This window comes from Brevundimonas pondensis (assembly GCF_017487345.1).
Lineage (GTDB): Bacteria > Pseudomonadota > Alphaproteobacteria > Caulobacterales > Caulobacteraceae > Brevundimonas > Brevundimonas pondensis.
This window is the reverse complement of record NZ_CP062006.1, coordinates 2,579,821-2,596,043: the sequence shown is the minus strand read 5'-3', so window position 1 is coordinate 2,596,043 and position 16,223 is coordinate 2,579,821. Positions and strand designations below refer to the sequence as shown.

Sequence of the window (16,223 nt, the reverse complement as noted above, 5' to 3'; positions counted from 1 at the left end):
GTGTCAGGCCGCCTGTTGCAGCACCAGGGCGTCCAGCGCCTGAACCAGGTCGGCCAGGATGTCATCCTGATGCTCCAGACCGACCGACAGGCGGATCAGGCCGTCGGTGATGCCGGCGGTGACGCGGGCGTCAGGCGTCATGGCGGCGTGGGTCATGGTGGCGGGATGGGCGATCAGGCTTTCGACGCCGCCCAGCGACTCCGCCAGGGTGAAGATGTCCAGAGCCTCGATCAGGTCGCGCACGGCGTCCGTGCCGCCGTTCAGCTCGAAGCTGAGCATGGCGCCCGGTCCCGACTGCTGGCGTGCGGCCAGGACGTGGCCCGGGTGGGACTTCAGACCTGGATAGTGAACCGCCTTGACGGCCGGGTGCTGTTCCAGGGCGGCGGCGACCAGGCCGGCGGTGGCCTGCTGACGCTCGATGCGGGTGAACAGGGTCCGCAGGCCGCGCAGGGTCTGGTAGGCGTCGAACGGAGATCCCGTCACGCCCAGACAGTTGGCCCACCAGGCCAGTTCGGCATGATCGGCCGGATCGGCCGCGATCACGGCGCCGCCGACCACGTCGGAGTGGCCGTTGATGTATTTGGTGGTCGAGTGGACGACGATGTCGGCGCCCAGTTCCAGCGGGCGCTGCAGGGCGGGCGACAGGAAGGTGTTGTCGCACACCACCTTGGCCCCCACGGCATGGGCGCAGCGACAGACATCGGCCACATCCACGACGCGCAGCAGGGGGTTGGACGGGGTCTCGATCAGCACCAGCTTGGCGCCGTCGGCCAGCGCCGCGTCCAGAGCCTCTGCGTCATTCTGATCGACGAAGGCGACGCGGAAGTGGCCCTTCTTGGCGCGCGCCGCCAGCAGGCGGTGGGTGCCGCCGTAGCAGTCGTGCGGGGCGATCAGCAGTTCGCCGGGGTTCAGCAAGGAAAGCGGCAGATCGACCGCAGCCATGCCGGTGGCGGTGATGACGGCGCCGGCGCCGCCTTCCAGCTCGGCCAGAGTCTCGGCCAGGACGTCGCGGGTCGGGTTGCCCGAACGCGAGTAGTCGTAACGACGCTTCTGGTCGAAGCCGGCGAAGGAATAGTTGGACGACAGATAGAGCGGCGGCATGACCGCGCCGTGGGCCGTGTCCGTATCGACGCCCGAGCGGGCGGCGATGGTGCGGGGATCGGCAGGGCGGGCGCGGCTCATTGGTCGATGTCCTTCAGTACGGAAGTCAGGATGTCGGCGACCAGGGCGTCTTCCTTCAGGAAGGCGTCGTGGCCGTACAGGGAGGGGTGTTGTTCGAAGCGCCAGAGGTTGGGCAGGCGCGCGGCCAGCTCCCTCATGTCGTCGATGGGGCAGAGGCGATCGGTGGTGAAGCCGACCAGGGTGACCGGGGCGGTGATGGCCTCGGGCTCGACGCGGTGGCGGTCGATGGAGTCCGACAGGCTCAGCCAGCGCGAGGGCGTGGTGCGGTCGCGATAGGCCCGGCCGCGCGCTGTCAGATAGTCGCAGACGGGATAGGCTTGCCCTGCGTGGCTGGGGGCCTCGGAATCGAAGCGGTCGCCGAACTCGTCGGGGGTGCGATAGGTGGTCATGGCCAGTTCGCGCGCCAGACCCACGGCCTGATCGATGCGGCCGGTGTCGAGGCCCAGTTGCAGGATGCGGCGCTGGATGCCGCGCCAGGCGGTGGCCAGCGGGTGAGGGCGGTGGGCGGCGGACACCACCACCAGCTGCTCGGCCCAGTCGGGGAAGAGTTCGCCGAACGCCAGCGCGATCATGCCGCCGTAGGAACAGCCGATGAAGGCCGCGACCTTGTCCACGCCGAGGTGATCCAGCAGCAGGGCCAGCAGCCGCGCCTGATCCTGGGTGGTGATGGTCAGCGGGGTCCTGGCGTCCTTGACGCCTTCGCCGAACTCCGGGGCGAAATCAAAGGCCAGGACGCGGAAACGGGTCAGGTCGATGGGGGCGCGGACGCCCACGGCGCCCGACCACCAGCCCAGGCCCTTGGTCTCGGTGCGGTGGACATAGCGATCGGCCGAGATGCCGCCGGCCACCACGATCAGGGGGGCGCCGGCCTTGCCGTGCAGGCGGCCGACGACCTGCTTCTGGTTTAGCGTTCCGCCGAAATCGAGCTCGAAGCCGTCGGGGATGGGAACGACGACGTCATGGGCCCCGTCGCGCGACAGCAGCTCGGACGGACGGCGTGCGGAACCGGACCGACAGGCGGGCTCTTCGGCGGGGGCGATAGGGTCGATCAGGGCCAGGGTCATGGGTCTCGGTCACTCAGCAAAACAACTCGCCAAGGAACCCAAGCAGTGACAGACCGTGGAGCTTCGCCTCGTCGATGCTCCACCCATCTCTCGCGGTTTTCAGGTCGCCCTGAAAACCCCGCAGGAGTTGGCACCGTTTCGGGCGGAACCCGATGGTTGCCCCGGCGTCAAAGGGCCTAATCCCTCAGCCGGTCTTGATGAGTGACCTAACGTTGCGGTTGCGAAGGGCTCCGGTCAAGCGAAATAATTCACCCCATTTCAGGCTGAATGCCTAATTCGCCGGTGAGATCGCGCTTTTTTGGCGCTTCGGAGAAAAATTTGTTCTTTTCGGGGTTGACGCGGTGCGGGGTCGTGGAACACCCTGAGGCACGATCTTCAACCGGACGCCGCCTGTGCTCGACCACTTCGCCAGCATGATGATGACCCTGATCGCCGTCGCGGCGACGGGTCTCTTCGCGTCCATGATTACGACCACCGGTACCACCACCATGCCCTCGCGGGCGGGGACCGGATGATGCGCGCCGTCTAGGCGAAAAACGCAAAAACCGAACACCCCGCCCGGACCCCCGGGCGGGTTTTTTTATGGCCCGAACCGACACCGACCTCCCTGCCAGACCCCGCCTTCAGGATCACCCCGATGCCCGCTTCCGCCCTCGCTCTCGTCGCCGATAAACAGAAACCCCAGGCCGCCTTCGACGCCGAAGTCGTGGTGCTGAAATTCGGCTCCTCCGTCCTGCGCAACGCCGCCGAAGCCCCGGCCGTGGCCTCGGAAATCTACGGCCATGTCCGCGCTGGGCGTAAGGTGGTGGCGGTGGTTTCGGCCCTGTCGGGCCACACCGACCGCTTGTTGGCCGACGCCCGCGCCCTGGGCCTGGACCACGAGAACGAACTGCTGCCCGCCTATGTGGTGCTGGGCGAGGAGAAGGCGGCGGCCCTGGTCGCCATCGCCTGCGACCGGGTGGGGCTGGACGCGGTGGGTCTGTCGGTGCGGGAACTGGGTATTGTCGTCGAGGGGCCGGCGCAGCACGCCCGCCCGGTCAGCCTGAAGGGCGAGCGCCTGCACGACGCCTTGGCCGAGCATGAGGTGGTGGTGGTTCCCGGCTTCGGCGGCGTGCGGTCGAACGGTCGGGTGGCCCTGCTGGGGCGCGGCGGATCGGACCTGACGGCGGTGGTTCTGGCCGCCGAGCTGGGCCTGGATCGGGTGCGTCTGGTCAAGGATGTCGATGGCCTCTACGACCGTGATCCGGCCTCGGAAACGGGCACGCCGCTGCGTTACCGCCGGGCCAGTTGGGAGACGGCGCGCCAGCTGGGCGGGGCCCTGGTCCAGCACGACGCCATCGATCTGGGCATGCAGCACGGGGTGGAGATCGAGGTCGCGGCTCTCGGCCGCGCCGAGGGCACGGTGGTCGGCGAGCGCGGGGCGCCTCCCGGGCCGGTCCAGCCGAACGCGCCGCTGCGCGTGGCCGTGGCCGGCTGCGGCGTGGTCGGCGGCGGGCTGCTGAACCGCCTGCTGTCTGACAAGCGCTATGAGGTGGTCGGGGTTCTGGTCCGCAATCCGGCCAAGAAGCGCGACGTGTCAGCCCCCGCCGACCTGTTCACCAATGACGTAGAGGCCTTGCTGGCCCAGAAGCCGGACCTGCTGCTGGAGGCCCTGTCCGAAGGCGAGGCCGGGCACGCCCTGATCCGCCGCGCGTTGGAGGCCGGCTGCGACGTGGTCAGCGCCAACAAGCAGGCCGTGGCCCGCGACCCGGCGGGACTTCAGGCCCTTGCCGCCGCCAACGGCTGTCGCGTCGCCTGGTCGGCCTCGGTCGGCGGCGGGGCGCCCATGATCGAGACCCTGCGCGCCGCCCGCGCCGCCGGTCCCGTCGCGGGCTTCGAGGCGGTGCTGAATGGCACGGTCAACTTCATGCTGCAGCGCCTGGGCGAGGGCGCGGCCTTCGCCGACGCCCTGTCGGACGCCCGCGTGGCGGGCTTTGCGGAAGAAGACCCGTCCTCGGACCTGGAGGGCCACGACGCCGCCGCCAAGGTCAAGCTGCTGTCCTTTGAAGCTTTCGGCCGCGCGCCCGCCGATCTGCCGCGCGATGAACTGTCGGCCGAGACGCCGCTGGGCGACAGGCCGGTGCGTCAGATCGGCGCCTGCCATGATCGGGGCGGCGAACTGGACGCCTCGGTGCGGCTTGACGGCGATCTGAAAGACGCGCTGTTTCAGTCGCTGAACGGAGAGAGAAACGCCTTGAAGGTCTATGGTCAGGACGGCCGCGTCTGGACGTGCAAGGGGCGCGGCGCCGGGCGCTGGGCCACGACCGAGAGCGTTCTGGCCGATGTGGCCGATGTGGTGCGCGCCCGTCGCGCGGCGGCGGAGCTGGTCTGAACATGGCTGTCTTCACGCCCGTCACGCCGCATCAGGCCGCAGACTACCTCATGCGTTACCCCCTGGGCGATCTGGTCGCGCTGACGCCGATCGCCGAGGGTGTCGAGAACACCAACTACAGGCTGGAGACCACGTCCGGCGCCTATGTCCTGACCCTGTTCGAGGGGCGGACCGATGCGGCCTCGCTGCCGTTTTGCCTGGGGCTGACCCGGCATCTGTCGGCGCGCGGTTTCCCCACGCCGTCGCCGGTGGCGGACCACAAAGGCGAGATCATCGGCCATCTGAACGGCCGCGCCGCTGCCATCCTGAACTGGGCGCCCGGCGCCTGGAAGCGCCAGCCCTCGGACAAGGAGCAGTATCGCGCAGGTCAGGTGCTGGCCCTGTTGCATCTGGACGCCGCCGACTTTGCGCTGGAGCGCCAGAATCCGGTCGGACCCGAGGCCTGGGCCGCCCTGGCCGCGCGCTGCGACGGGCCGGCCAAGGGCGTCGATCGCAAGATGCTGGGGCAGATCAAGGCCCTGCTGCCGCGTCTGGCCGAGCCATGGAGCGATCCGGCCCTGCCGCGCGGGCCGATCCACGCCGACTACTTCCCCGACAACGTCCTGTTCGCCACCAACGAGCATGGAAAGTGCGACGTCGGCGGGGTGATCGACTTCTATTTCGGCTGCACCGACGTCCTGGCCTACGACTTGGCGATTGCGCTCAGCGCCTGGGGCTTCGACGCCGAGGGGCGGCCCATGCACTCGGCCCTGCGCGCCTTCCAGAAGGGCTATGAATCCGTGCGGCCCCTGACGCCCGCCGAGGCCGAAGCCCTGCCGGGGCTGGGGGCTGCGGCGGCGGTGCGCTTCACCCTGACCCGCCTGCACGACCGCCTGTTCCACGACCCCGCCAACCTGGTCACGCCCAAGGACCCCGCGCCCTTCTTCCGGCGGCTGGACTACTGGAAGGCGGCGGAGACGGTGTGAGGGAGGGCGGCTTCTCGTGGCTGGGGCGAGGGGTCGCTTTCGACCCGTTGCGGACGTTACCCTGGCTCGAGATCGAAGGTCTTTACGCCAAACGCCATCCGAGCAACTGACCCGAACCCAGCATTACATCCACGACGTCGCCGATCAGGCTGACCTCTTGTGATCTTCCGCTCGCTCGGAGAACGTCCAACTCGTGGCCGTTCGCCAGCCGAACTCGACGACCCCCTAGAGGAAGAAGGGCGACCACTTGCGCGGCCATGGTGATGGGGTGATGCCCGGCGGGGGTCTTCCTCGCCGTGATCTCGTGAAGCTTTATGGTAGCCATTGCGCTACTCCCACTGGTGGGTCCTGGAACGATCGGCAGATGAATATCTCGGAGCCAGAAGGCTTCCCGACGACGATCTAGCTGTGTGAAAAGGATGTGCGCATGAGCAGTCGTGAGCCCTGCCACAATTCAAGCGCAGGGGCGACGTGGCGCGAACACGCCATTTCCGCAACGGCGCATTCGTCCGAAAGACAGTCAACTTCGGTCGCGCCGATTAGCTCGCTCGCCAGACCCAAGCGAAATATGCGGTAGATATCCATAAGACAACTCCTGCCTTCAGGCGGGAGTGTGCGGCGTGCGTTACCGATCTCTTCCAGTCGCCGACGCCCGAATATTCTGGTCCGCGATATACCAACCATAGCATAATTTCCGGCTTAACCCGACACTATTTTGTTCACAGTCCATACCTCCTAATGCAGAGGCTGCTTTCGCGATTCATGCAACCAAGTCTGCTTTCCACCCCTTAGCTGTCGTTCACTCGGTCTGCCAGCAGTTCTCCATGCAACGATCTCGCCCCGCGGGATTTTGAGGCAGGGGGGCAGGCGAGGAGGCTGAAAATGGCGGCGCGTGCGGACGTTTGGCCGGAACTGACGGCGGCGCGGTTGTGGCCGACGATGGAGACGCTGCAGCTGTGGGCGCAGATCGTCGGCAAGACGCGGTTGTCGCAGACGCCCTGGCTCAACCACGGCTGGCATGTGACGCTGCGGGTGTCGGCGCGGGGGCTGACGACGGGTCTGATCCCGCACGGCGCGGTCGGCTTTTCGATGGAGTTCGACTTCATCGCCGGGGCCCTGGTCATCCGCGTCAGCGACGGAGGCGAGCGGCGGATCGTGCTGAAATCCGGGACGGTGGCCGACTTCTACGCCGGGGTGCAGGACGCCCTGACCGCCCTGGGCGTGGCCTGTCACATCGACCTGACGCCCAACGAAATGGCCGAGGCGACGCCCTTTCCGCTGGACGAGCAGTTTCGCACCTATGATCCCGAGGCGGCGCGTGACTACTGGCGAGCCCTGGTGCAGGTGAACCGGGTCTTCGGCCTGTTCCGCACGGGATTCCTGGGCAAGTGCAGTCCCATCCAGCTGTTCTGGGGGGCGTTCGATCTGGCGGTGACGCGGTTCTCGGGGCGGCGGGCGCCCTTGCATCCGGGCGGGGTTCCGAACCTGCCTGACGCAGTGACGCGCGAGGCCTATTCCCACGAGGTGTCCAGCGCGGGCTTCTGGCCCGGCGATCCGGGGCGCGAGCCGGCCTTCTACGCCTATGCCTATCCCGCGCCAAAGGGGTTCGAAGCGGCGCCCGTCTCGCCGGTCGCGGCTCATTGGGACGCGGGATTGGGCGAGTTCATTCTGCCCTATGCGGCGGTGCGGGCCGAGGATGATCCCGACGCCGCCCTGTGCGCCTTTCTGGAGACCACCTATCAGGCCGCCGCCGATCTGGCGGCCTGGGACCGGGAGGCGCTGGAGTGCCCGCGTGGGACGCCGCGTCACCCCCGATGGGTGGGCTAGGGCCTAGCTGGCGAAGCCCTTCACCGCCGCCAGGGCGGCTTCGGCCGTGTTGTCGATGATGGTCAGGCGCTCGGGCTGGTCGCCCAGGGCGCGGATGACGGGGGCGGGTTCCGGCTCGAAGCCCAGCACGTCCGAGACAAAGGCGCCGAACTTGGACGGGTGGGCGGTCGACAGGGCGACGACGGGGCCGTCGGCGCGATCCAGCTGACGCGCGGCGGCCAGGGCCACGGCGGTGTGCGGGCAGACGACGCGGCCCCAGGCGGCGTGGGCGTGGGCGATCTCGGCCTGGGTCGTCGCCTCGTCGATGGAGACGGCGGAGACCTCGGCTTTTAGCGCGGCCAGCAGGTCCGGCGGCAGGGTGACGGACCCGTCGCGGGCGAAGGTTTCGAACACGGCGCGGGTCGCCTCGGCGTCGCGGCCCGAAGCCTCATAGACCAGACGCTCGAAGTTGGACGGGGCCTGGACGTCCATGGAGACGCTGCCGCTTTCGACGGCGGGGCGGCGGGCATAGACGCCCTCGTTGAGGGCGCGGGCCAGGGCGTCATTCTGGTTGACGGCGGCGACGAAGCCCTTGACCGGCAGGCCCATCTTCTTCGCGGCGATGCCCGCGAAGGCGTCGCCGAAATTGCCGGTCGGCACGACGAAGGTGGCCGCCTGACCCAGCTGGGCCGTGGCCGAGACGTAATAGGGGATCTGACCCGCCAGTCGGCCCCAGTTGATCGAGTTGACCGACGACAGGCGGCGGCCGTCGCGCAGGGATTCCTCGGCCAGCAGACCCTTTACCAGACGCTGGCAGTCGTCGAAGTCGCCGCGCACGGCCAGGTTCAGGACGTTGTCGGCCTGGACCGTGGTCATCTGCTTGCGCTGCACCGGCGAGACGCGGTCCAACGGGTGCAGCACCACCAGATTGATGCGCTCGGCGCCCGCAAAGGCGCGCACGGCGGCGGCGCCGGTATCGCCGCTGGTGGCGGTCAGCAGGGTCAGCTTCTGGCCGGTCGCGGCCAGGGCCTCGTCCGACAGGGCGGCGACCAGCTGCATCGCCAGATCCTTGAAGGCGGCGGTCGGGCCGTGGAACAGCTCCAGCACGAAGAGGTCAGGCTCCAGTTCCACCAGAGGCGTCACCGCCGGGTGGTCAAAGCCCTTGGTCAGGCGCTCCAGCGCCCGGTCCAGCGCGCCGGACGGCAGGGCGTCGCCGATGAAGGGCGAAATCGCCTCTTTCGCCATCTCCGCATAGGTCCGGCCCGGACGCGCCGCGTCGGCGGGCAGGACCGGCCAGGCCTGCGGCATATAGAGGCCGCCGTCAGGCGCGATGCCGCGCAGCAGGGCGTCGGCGAAACTGGTCGGGGCGGCGTCGCCGCGCGTCGAAAGATAGCGGTCAGGGGAGGCGGTCATGTCGGGTCGTTTCTAGCTGTCAGTCTGTGCTTCGTCATGATTATTTTGCGTTTGCGAAGGGATTTTCGCGATTTTGCGCAACAAGATGGCGATCGCGGCCGTGCGTCGTCGTCGGGACTGGCGCATCGCCGCCGTCCGGTCCATGTCAGGGGCGATGAGACGCCGTTCCTTTCTGATCCGCGCGGGCGCGGCGGCTGTCGCTGTCGGCGGCGGCCTGTGGCTCAAGGACCATGTGATCTGGCGTCGGCCGACGCTGCGGTTTCCCGAGGGCGGGACCAGCGGCTGGTCGCCCTTCGTCGTCCATGACGCCGCCACGCCGACGGTGCGGGTGCGGATCGCCGGGCGCGAGGTCACGGCCCTGATCGACAGCGGGGCCCAGTATTCGGTGATCGACCGGCCTCTGGTCGAGGCCCTGGGTCTGACGACCTTCTTCGACATGCCGATGGTGGCCTACGGCGTCGGCGGCCAGCCGCAGGTGGGGTGCGGGGTGACGCTGGACATGACGGTCGGATCGCTGAACGTCGGCGGCCTGCGCGCCGCCATCCTCGACCTGGGGCCGCTGGCGCAGGCGGCGGGACTGGGCGCTCCCCTGGTGCTGGGGCAGGACATTCTGGGCGAGGCCGTGCTGGAGTTGGACCTGAAGCGCCGTCGCGTGCGTCTGGTTGATCCGGCGGGCTATGTCGTTTCGCCCGCCTTGCGGCCCGTTCCGGTCAAGCGCAGCGGCACGGCCCTGACCGCCGAGATCACGGTCGAGGGAGCGGTGATGCGGGCTGTGATCGACACCGGCTTCTCCTCCCTGATCGCCCTCAGTCAGGGCGCGGCCGAGACGGCGGGCCTGCTGGACGGACGACCCGAAACGGCAGGGGCCAGCATCGTCCTGGGCGGAGTGGCGCGGGCGCGGGTGATCGAGGCGAAGACGGTGACCTTCGGCGACGACCTGTGGCGCGGGGTGGCGACGCCCGTCTTCGCCAGTTCGCCCCTGCCCAACTATCCCGACGCCCTTCTGGGCGTGGCGGTCTTCAAGGACCGGCAAGCGACCCTGAATCTGGCGCGAGGCCGTCTGTACGTTTCGCCGATGATGGATCTGACCGTCGGTCAGATGTGAAGTTTTGTTACAATCTCGACCTTTGCGGTGCTTGTGATCGGCGGTAACGCAGCGAGTATGACTGTTGTCGTCCCAGGCGCGCCCGTTGCGGCGCCCCAAAGACTCGAGAGCCTGGACTTGCTGCGCGGCTTCGCCCTGTGCGGCATCCTGCTGGTCAACATCATCTCCATGGGCGGCATCTGGGAAGCCTATGTCCCGCAGACCGCGCCCAGTCTCGGCAATCCCGACTGGATGGCCTGGCTGGTGCAGCACGTCTTTCTGCAGGGTTCGATGCGGGGGCTGTTCACCCTGCTGTTCGGCGCGGGGATGCTGTTGATCACCCTGCGAGGCGGCGACGGCAAGGGGACGATCGAGGCGGCCGACGTCTATTTCCGGCGCTGCATGGCCCTGCTTGTGCTGGGGGTCGGCAATGTGACGATCCTGCTGTTCCCGGGCGATATTCTCTATGTCTATGGTCTGTCGGGCTTCTTTCTGTTCGCCTTCCGGGCGGCGCGCCCGCGTACCCTGATCCTGGTCTCGGTCCTGTTGATCGCCTTGCTGACGGGGATACAGGGCGCGAGCGCCTACAAACGGGCCGTCGAGACGCGCGAAGGCCGCGCCTTGGTTGAAAGCCACCTGCCGGTTGAACGCCTGAATCCGAAGCAGCGTGAGACGCTGGACGCCTATCAGGCGGCGGTCGCGGCGCGTCAGCCGTCTCGAGAGGCCCGTCTTGAGCAAACCGAGTTGCGCACTGGCGGTCCGGTCAGCCTGCTGAAGTGGAGCGTCCACACCTGGATCGACTACGCCGCCTCCAGCTACACCATCATCCTGGTCATGGAATGCGTGGCCTTCATGCTGCTGGGCATGGCTCTGTTCAAGCTGGGGGTGCTGACGGGCGCTCGCTCCTTGCGCTTCTATCTCCTGCTGACGGCGGCGGGGTATGCGGTGGGCCTGGCCATCAACGGCGCCCAGGCGGCCTCGCTCTGGCGCAATGACTTCTCACCCGAACTGTGGCTGACGCGCGGCAGCTATGAAGCGGGGCGTCTGGGCATGACCCTGGGCCATGTGGGCCTGATTCTGACCCTTTGGAAGTTGAACGCCTTCGGTTTCATCGGGACAGGGTTGAAAGCCATGGGGCGGATGGCGCTGAGCAGCTATCTGGCCCAGTCGGCGATTACGTCCCTGCTGTTCTATGGCTTCAATCTGTGGGGGCGCTTCGACTGGTGGACCCTGTGGGGGATCGCCGCCCTCATCTGGGTGGTGCTGGCGATCGGCAGCCTGATGTGGCTGCGTGTCTTCGCCTTCGGGCCGATGGAATGGGCGCTGCGGCTGGCGGCCTATGGCAAGGTTCCGCCGATCCGCCGCGCCCCCGCCGTTACAGTCCCTTGAAGGTGTCGCAGGCCGCCGGGTCGCCGGTCTGATAGCCGCGTTGCAGCCACTCGACCCGTTGGGCCGAGGAGCCGTGGGTGAAGCTTTCGGGCGAGACGCGACCGCCGCCGCGGCGTTGCAGGGTGTCGTCGCCGATGGCCTGGGCGGTCTTCATGCCTTCTTCCAGATCGCCGGGCTCCAGCGCCACCTGACCGTTCGACACGGCGGCGGCGTTGCGGGCCCAGACGCCGGCATAGCAGTCGGCCTGAAGCTCCAGAGCGACCGAATACTTGTTGCCCTCGGCCTGTGAGCGCGCCGCCTGCTGGGCGCGCTGAACCTGCTCGCTGGCGCCGGTCAGGGTCTGGACGTGGTGGCCGAACTCGTGGGCGATGACATAGGCCTTGGCGAAGTCCGCGCCCGAGGCCCCCAGCTTGGTCTCCATCTCGCGCCAGAACGACAGGTCCAGATAGACCTTCTGATCGGCGGGGCAGTAGAAGGGCCCCATGGCCGACTGACCCATGCCGCAGCCGGTCTGGGTCCCTTGTTCGTAGAGGACGGTGGTCGGCGGGGTGTAGCCGCGCAGCTTGGTCTTCCAGACGTCGTTGATATTGGTGCCGACGACTTCGACGAACTGACCGGCTTGATCCTCGGGAGTGCCCGTCTTGCCGGCCTGTTCGGACTGGCTGGCGCCGCCGAACTGGCTGGCGACCTGCTGGGTGGTGTTGGGGTCGATGCCGAAGACGAAATAGCCGATGGCCGCCAGCACCAGAACCCCGATGCCGCCGCCCGCCACCGCGCCGCCGCCCATGCCGCGCCGGTCCTCGATGCCGCCGCCGCGCCGTCCGCCCTGCCAACGCATGATGTCGTCTCCGCCCTTAATCCTTGCCCGAAGCTAGGCGAAAACGCGGGGGGCAGGGAAGGGATGCAATTGTAACGGGCGGTCAGTTCGGGCGGCGGTCCAGCCAGGCGTCGATCTCGGCAGCGCCGCGCACCACCTCTTCGCGCCGGGCGGTCTGGGCCTCGCGGGCCTGCCGTTCCTGCTCCAGCGTGCGCGGGGCATAGGCGGTTTGCGGGGGCAGGGGCGAGGCCGGCTGGCGCGCAGCCTCCAGGCGCTGGATCGTCAGTTGGGTCTGTAGCCGCTGCTGCTGGGCCAGGGCCTCGCGTTTGGCGGCCTGATTGCGCAGGCGGTCCATCTCGATCCGGTGCTGGTCGGCGATGGCTGAGCCGGGGTCGTAGCCGGGCGGCGGCGGACCCGGCCAGCCTGGCCAGGTCTGGGCGGTCGCGGCCAAGGGCAGGGCGGCCATCAGCAGGGTGATGAGGGTCAGGCGGCGCATGACGGCTAAATGGGCGCCCGTCCGCCCGGAACCAAGCGTGGCCCTAGATGGCGAAGCTGACGCCGCAGCCGCAGCTGGAGGAGGCGTTCGGGTTACGCACCACGAACTGCGCGCCCGCCAGTTCATCGACGAAGGCGATCTCCGAGCCCTTGAGGAAGGGGATGGAGACGGGGTCGATCACCGCCGCCTGACCGTCGCGACGCACGACCAAGTCATCGGCCTCGGGCGCATCGACCAGTTCCAGCCGGTACTGGAAGCCCGAGCAGCCGCCGCCGTCGACGGCGACGCGCAGCATGACCGGCTTGCCCTCGACCTCGGCCAGCTTGGCCAGACGTTTCGCCGCGCTCTCGGCCAGAAGGATGCCTTCCGGGGCGCGGGGGGAAACCGAAAGCGACAGGTCGCGGACTGATTCTGTGGATTGGACGGTGCTCACGGCTCTCTATATGAGGAGCTGACAGGCGTTCGCAAAGGCCTGTGTCGCAATAGAAGTGCTGTCCGCCTTGAGCCAGACCCGCGCGTCCTTCGCTGAAGACCCCGCCGCCAGCCGCGGCCGTCATGTTTTCGAGCCCGCCAGCCGCACTCGCACCCCCTTCGCCCGCGACCGCGACCGCATCATTCACGCAACGGCGTTTCGTCGTCTGAAAGAGAAGACCCAGGTCTTCGTGGCGCACGAGGGCGACCACTATCGCACCCGTCTGACCCACAGTCTGGAAGTGGCCCAGATCGCCCGGTCGCTGGCTCACGCCCTGCGGCTGGACGACGATCTGGCCGAGACCATCGCCCTGGCTCACGACCTGGGCCACCCGCCCTTCGCCCATGCGGGCGAGGACGAACTGCAGGCCCAGATGGCCGACTACGGCGGCTTTGACCACAACGTCCAGAGCTTCCGCGTCATCACCGAGCTGGAAGTCCGCTATCCCAAGTTCCCGGGCCTGAACCTCAGCTGGGAAACGGTCGAGGGCGTCATCAAGCACAATGGCCCGGTGATGCATCACCTGGACGACCCGGCGTGGAAGACGGTCGCGGCCTACGCCCCCGGCGGGGCGGCGAACTGGGACCTGAGGCTCGACACCTTCGCCTCGCTGGAGGCCCAGTGCGCGGCCATCGCCGACGACATCGCCTATAACAACCACGACGTGGACGACGGGGTGCAGGCGGGCCTGTTCACCCTGGCCGATCTGGCCGAGGTGCCCCTGATCGGGCCGTGCCTGGCCGAGGTGCGCCGCGACTGGCCTGCGCTGGACGACCGCATGGTGCGTCTGGAGGCCGTGCGCCGCATGATCGGCATCATGGTCGACGACGTTTTGGCCGAGACCGAGCGTCGGCTGGCCGAGCATCGCATCGTCACCGTCGAGGATGTGCGGATGGCGCCGCAGATGATGGTGCAGTTCTCGCCGGGCATGATGGCCGATCTGGGCGTGCTGCGCCGCTTCCTGTTCGAGCGGATGTATCGTCACTACCGGGTCAACCGCACCCGCAGTCAGGCGCGCCGCGTCCTGTCGCAGCTGTTCCACCTGTTCATGGAAGAGCCCGAGGTCATGCCGCCCGAATGGTCGGCCCCGGCGATGTCGGATGACCCGGTCAAGCGGGCGCGGGCGGTGTGCGACTACATCGCCGGCATGACCGACCGCTACGCCATCGAGGTGCACGGCAAGCTGTTCAGTCTCGACCTGGCGCTTGATCTGTGATTCGAAAGCGGCCACGGGCGGGCTAGACTGATGCTTCTCCGCGCCGATTCGCGCGGGGCCGATCCAGAAAGCGCGACCCATGTCCTACGACGACGATCACCGAGGCAACCCCAACGCCGGCCGCGAGCGGGGGGCCTATACGCCGCCCACCGACGACGACCTGCCGTTCGAGCGTCGCAGCTATGATCCGCGTCGCGCCCCCGCCGCCAAGTCGCCGCCGATCACCCTGATCATCAGCGCCATCGTCCTGCTGCTGCTGATCGTGGCCGTGGTGGTCTTCTATCGTTCGGGCGTGCGCTCCTCGACCGACGCCCCGCCCGCTGTCGGCACGCCGGTCGAAAGCATGAAGGTCGAGGCGCCGCTGGACGCCCAGCCGATCGACCCGGAAGCGGGCGTGCGCGTCTATCGCGACGGCGGCGAGGCGGCGGACGCCATCCCCACCTTCACCCCTGGCCCCGAAGCCGTCGAGCCGCGCCCCGCGCCTGCGCCCATCGCCCCGCCGGTCGCCGCCACCGCCCTGCCGCCGGCTGCCCCCGCCGTTGTCGCGCCCGCGCCGGTCGCTCCGGCCAAGCCGGCGCCCGTGACCCCGGCCCCCGCGCCCAAGGCGACGCCTGCTCCGGCCGCTCCCGCCGCCGGTGGTTCGTCGGGCGTGCAGATCGGCGCCTTCTCCTCGACCGCCATCGCCGATCGCGAATACGCCGCCGTCGCCTCGCGCTTCGGCCAGTACGCCTCGGGCGCGGAAAAGCGCGTGCAGGAAGTCACCGCCGCCAACGGCTCGACCGTCTATCGCACCACCTTCACCGGCATGAGCCGTGATCGCGCCGTCGCCTTCTGCAACGCGCTGAAGGCCGCTGGCCGCGACTGCATCGTCCGCTAAGACGAGCGGGAAAGAAGACGCATGACCTCCGCCGCCATCTACGGCTGTTCCGGCCACAGGCTGACGGCGGAGGAGCGCGCCTTCTTCGCCGAAGTCCGCCCCTGGGGCTTCATCCTGTTCCGCCGCAACGTGGACAGCCCCGATCAGGTCAAGGCCCTGGTCGAGGACCTGCGCGACAGCGTGGGCCGCGCCGACGCCCCGGTCCTGATCGATCAGGAGGGCGGCCGGGTGCAGCGCCTCGGCCCGCCGTACTGGCCGAAATACCCGCCCGGCTCGGCCTATCTGAAGGCGGTCAACGACCCTGCGGCGGCGCGCGAACTGGCGCGTCTGGGGGCGCGTCTGATCGCCCACGACCTGCGCGAGCTGGGCATCACCGTGGACTGCGTGCCGGTGCTGGACGTACCGGTGCCGGGCGCCCACGACATCATCGGCGACCGCGCCTATGCGCAGGACCCCGCCACCGTGACCCGGCTGGGCCGGGCGGCTGCGGAAGGCCTGCTGGCGGGCGGCGTCCTGCCCATCATCAAGCACATCCCCGGCCACGGCCGCGCCTTCGCCGACAGCCACCACGACCTGCCGGTGGTCGAGACCGACCTTGAGACGCTGGATGCCTGGGACTTCGCCCCGTTCAAGGCCCTGTCGGACATGCCGATGGCCATGACGGCCCACGTCGTCTTCACCGCCGTCGACGCCAGGCGCCCGGCCACGACGTCCAAGAAGGGCCTTCGCCTGATGCGCGAGCATCTGGGCTTCTCCGGCCTGATCATGTCCGACGATCTGTCGATGAAGGCCCTGTCGGGAACCCTGACCGAGCGCGCCGAACAGTCGCTGAAGGCGGGCTGCGACGTCATCCTGCATTGCAACGGCGACCTTGGCGAAATGCGTCAGGTGGCCGAGGGAACCGGCAAGCTGAAGGGTGAGGCCAGACGCCGCGCCGAGGCGTCGCTCAACCGCATCGTCCACACGCCCGAACCGCTGGACGTGGCCGAGGCCCGCGCCCGGCTGGAGGCGGCTCTTTCTGGCCGGTTCGAAGCCGCCAAGGGGCCGGATGTGGGCGAGGCGCAGGCCTAG

General features: G+C 68.6%; 14 protein-coding genes and 1 riboswitch. Of the genes, 8 read left to right on the top strand and 6 right to left on the bottom strand.

Going from position 1 to position 16,223, the window contains the following annotated elements:
• Window positions 1-3 precede the first annotated feature (3 nt).
• Window positions 4-1,182, bottom strand: coding sequence for a cystathionine gamma-synthase (metB, locus tag IFE19_RS12950; RefSeq protein ID WP_207822939.1), 1,179 nt, complete (start codon window positions 1,180-1,182; stop codon window positions 4-6).
• Window positions 1,179-2,246 (bottom strand): homoserine O-succinyltransferase MetX, encoded by a 1,068-nt coding sequence (metX, locus tag IFE19_RS12945; protein ID WP_207822937.1) that lies wholly within the window; start codon window positions 2,244-2,246, stop codon window positions 1,179-1,181. The genes metB and metX overlap by 4 nt, the downstream gene beginning before the upstream one ends.
• Before the next feature lie 80 nt (window positions 2,247-2,326).
• Window positions 2,327-2,450: riboswitch (SAM riboswitch) on the bottom strand.
• 433 nt (window positions 2,451-2,883) lie between these two features.
• On the opposite strand from metX, the gene IFE19_RS12940 reads away from it, so the two are divergent.
• The 3 genes from IFE19_RS12940 (at window position 2,884) to IFE19_RS12930 (ending at window position 7,409) form a co-directional block, all read left to right on the top strand.
• On the top strand, window positions 2,884-4,617 hold the full coding sequence (locus IFE19_RS12940; RefSeq protein ID WP_207822935.1) for an amino acid kinase family protein: 1,734 nt from the start codon (window positions 2,884-2,886) through the stop codon (window positions 4,615-4,617).
• 2 nt (window positions 4,618-4,619) lie between these two features.
• A complete protein-coding gene (locus tag IFE19_RS12935; protein ID WP_207822934.1) occupies window positions 4,620-5,582 on the top strand; it encodes a homoserine kinase in 963 nt (320 codons plus the stop codon).
• Between the two features lie 882 nt (window positions 5,583-6,464).
• Window positions 6,465-7,409, top strand: a complete 945-nt coding sequence (locus tag IFE19_RS12930) for a DUF5996 family protein (protein ID WP_207822932.1) — start codon at window positions 6,465-6,467, stop codon at window positions 7,407-7,409.
• A 3-nt stretch (window positions 7,410-7,412) separates the two neighbouring features.
• On the opposite strand, the gene thrC is transcribed toward IFE19_RS12930, so the two are convergent.
• Window positions 7,413-8,801 carry a threonine synthase gene (gene thrC, locus IFE19_RS12925; RefSeq protein ID WP_207822930.1) on the bottom strand — a complete coding sequence of 463 codons (1,389 nt, stop codon included), beginning with the start codon at window positions 8,799-8,801 and terminating at the stop codon, window positions 7,413-7,415.
• A 154-nt stretch (window positions 8,802-8,955) separates the two neighbouring features.
• On the opposite strand from thrC, the gene IFE19_RS12920 reads away from it, so the two are divergent.
• A complete protein-coding gene (locus tag IFE19_RS12920; protein ID WP_207822929.1) occupies window positions 8,956-9,906 on the top strand; it encodes a pepsin/retropepsin-like aspartic protease family protein in 951 nt (316 codons plus the stop codon).
• Window positions 9,907-9,963: 57 nt separating this feature from the next.
• Window positions 9,964-11,274 carry a DUF418 domain-containing protein gene (locus tag IFE19_RS12915; protein WP_207822927.1) on the top strand — a complete coding sequence of 437 codons (1,311 nt, stop codon included), beginning with the start codon at window positions 9,964-9,966 and terminating at the stop codon, window positions 11,272-11,274.
• Here IFE19_RS12915 and ypfJ read toward each other — a convergent pair.
• The 3 genes from ypfJ to IFE19_RS12900 all read right to left on the bottom strand — a co-directional run bounded on the left by ypfJ (window position 11,261) and on the right by IFE19_RS12900 (window position 12,984).
• Window positions 11,261-12,112 carry a KPN_02809 family neutral zinc metallopeptidase gene (ypfJ, locus tag IFE19_RS12910; RefSeq protein ID WP_207822925.1) on the bottom strand — a complete coding sequence of 284 codons (852 nt, stop codon included), beginning with the start codon at window positions 12,110-12,112 and terminating at the stop codon, window positions 11,261-11,263. The genes IFE19_RS12915 and ypfJ overlap by 14 nt on opposite strands.
• A gap of 82 nt (window positions 12,113-12,194) precedes the next feature.
• Window positions 12,195-12,587: a DUF2756 domain-containing protein gene (locus IFE19_RS12905; protein WP_207822923.1), complete on the bottom strand. Its 393-nt coding sequence runs from the start codon at window positions 12,585-12,587 to the stop codon at window positions 12,195-12,197.
• Between the two features lie 43 nt (window positions 12,588-12,630).
• Window positions 12,631-12,984, bottom strand: a complete 354-nt coding sequence (locus IFE19_RS12900; RefSeq protein ID WP_225910505.1) for a HesB/IscA family protein — start codon at window positions 12,982-12,984, stop codon at window positions 12,631-12,633.
• A gap of 103 nt (window positions 12,985-13,087) precedes the next feature.
• On the opposite strand from IFE19_RS12900, the gene IFE19_RS12895 reads away from it, so the two are divergent.
• From IFE19_RS12895 to nagZ, 3 genes are all read left to right on the top strand, one after another.
• Window positions 13,088-14,275 carry a deoxyguanosinetriphosphate triphosphohydrolase gene (locus IFE19_RS12895; RefSeq protein WP_207822919.1) on the top strand — a complete coding sequence of 396 codons (1,188 nt, stop codon included), beginning with the start codon at window positions 13,088-13,090 and terminating at the stop codon, window positions 14,273-14,275.
• Window positions 14,276-14,354: 79 nt separating this feature from the next.
• Complete coding sequence (locus IFE19_RS12890) at window positions 14,355-15,152, top strand: SPOR domain-containing protein (RefSeq protein ID WP_207822917.1); 798 nt, start codon at window positions 14,355-14,357, stop codon at window positions 15,150-15,152.
• Between the two features lie 21 nt (window positions 15,153-15,173).
• The gene (gene nagZ, locus IFE19_RS12885; RefSeq protein WP_207822915.1) at window positions 15,174-16,223 is read left to right on the top strand and encodes a beta-N-acetylhexosaminidase; all 1,050 of its coding nucleotides are present in this window, start codon (window positions 15,174-15,176) and stop codon (window positions 16,221-16,223) included.

Bases quoted from the DNA above. Each gene is read 5' to 3' on its own strand.
- IFE19_RS12905 (WP_207822923.1), bottom strand. From the start codon at position 12,587: ATGCGCCGCCTGACCCTCATCACCCTGCTGATGGCCGCCCTGCCCTTG.
- nagZ (WP_207822915.1), top strand. From the start codon at position 15,174: ATGACCTCCGCCGCCATCTACGGCTGTTCCGGCCACAGGCTGACGGCG.
- thrC (WP_207822930.1), bottom strand. From the start codon at position 8,801: ATGACCGCCTCCCCTGACCGCTATCTTTCGACGCGCGGCGACGCCGCC.
- IFE19_RS12890 (WP_207822917.1), top strand. From the start codon at position 14,355: ATGTCCTACGACGACGATCACCGAGGCAACCCCAACGCCGGCCGCGAG.
- IFE19_RS12935 (WP_207822934.1), top strand. From the start codon at position 4,620: ATGGCTGTCTTCACGCCCGTCACGCCGCATCAGGCCGCAGACTACCTC.
- IFE19_RS12915 (WP_207822927.1), top strand. From the start codon at position 9,964: ATGACTGTTGTCGTCCCAGGCGCGCCCGTTGCGGCGCCCCAAAGACTC.
- metX (WP_207822937.1), bottom strand. From the start codon at position 2,246: ATGACCCTGGCCCTGATCGACCCTATCGCCCCCGCCGAAGAGCCCGCC.
- IFE19_RS12940 (WP_207822935.1), top strand. From the start codon at position 2,884: ATGCCCGCTTCCGCCCTCGCTCTCGTCGCCGATAAACAGAAACCCCAG.
- IFE19_RS12930 (WP_207822932.1), top strand. From the start codon at position 6,465: ATGGCGGCGCGTGCGGACGTTTGGCCGGAACTGACGGCGGCGCGGTTG.
- IFE19_RS12920 (WP_207822929.1), top strand. From the start codon at position 8,956: ATGAGACGCCGTTCCTTTCTGATCCGCGCGGGCGCGGCGGCTGTCGCT.
- ypfJ (WP_207822925.1), bottom strand. From the start codon at position 12,112: ATGCGTTGGCAGGGCGGACGGCGCGGCGGCGGCATCGAGGACCGGCGC.
- metB (WP_207822939.1), bottom strand. From the start codon at position 1,182: ATGAGCCGCGCCCGCCCTGCCGATCCCCGCACCATCGCCGCCCGCTCG.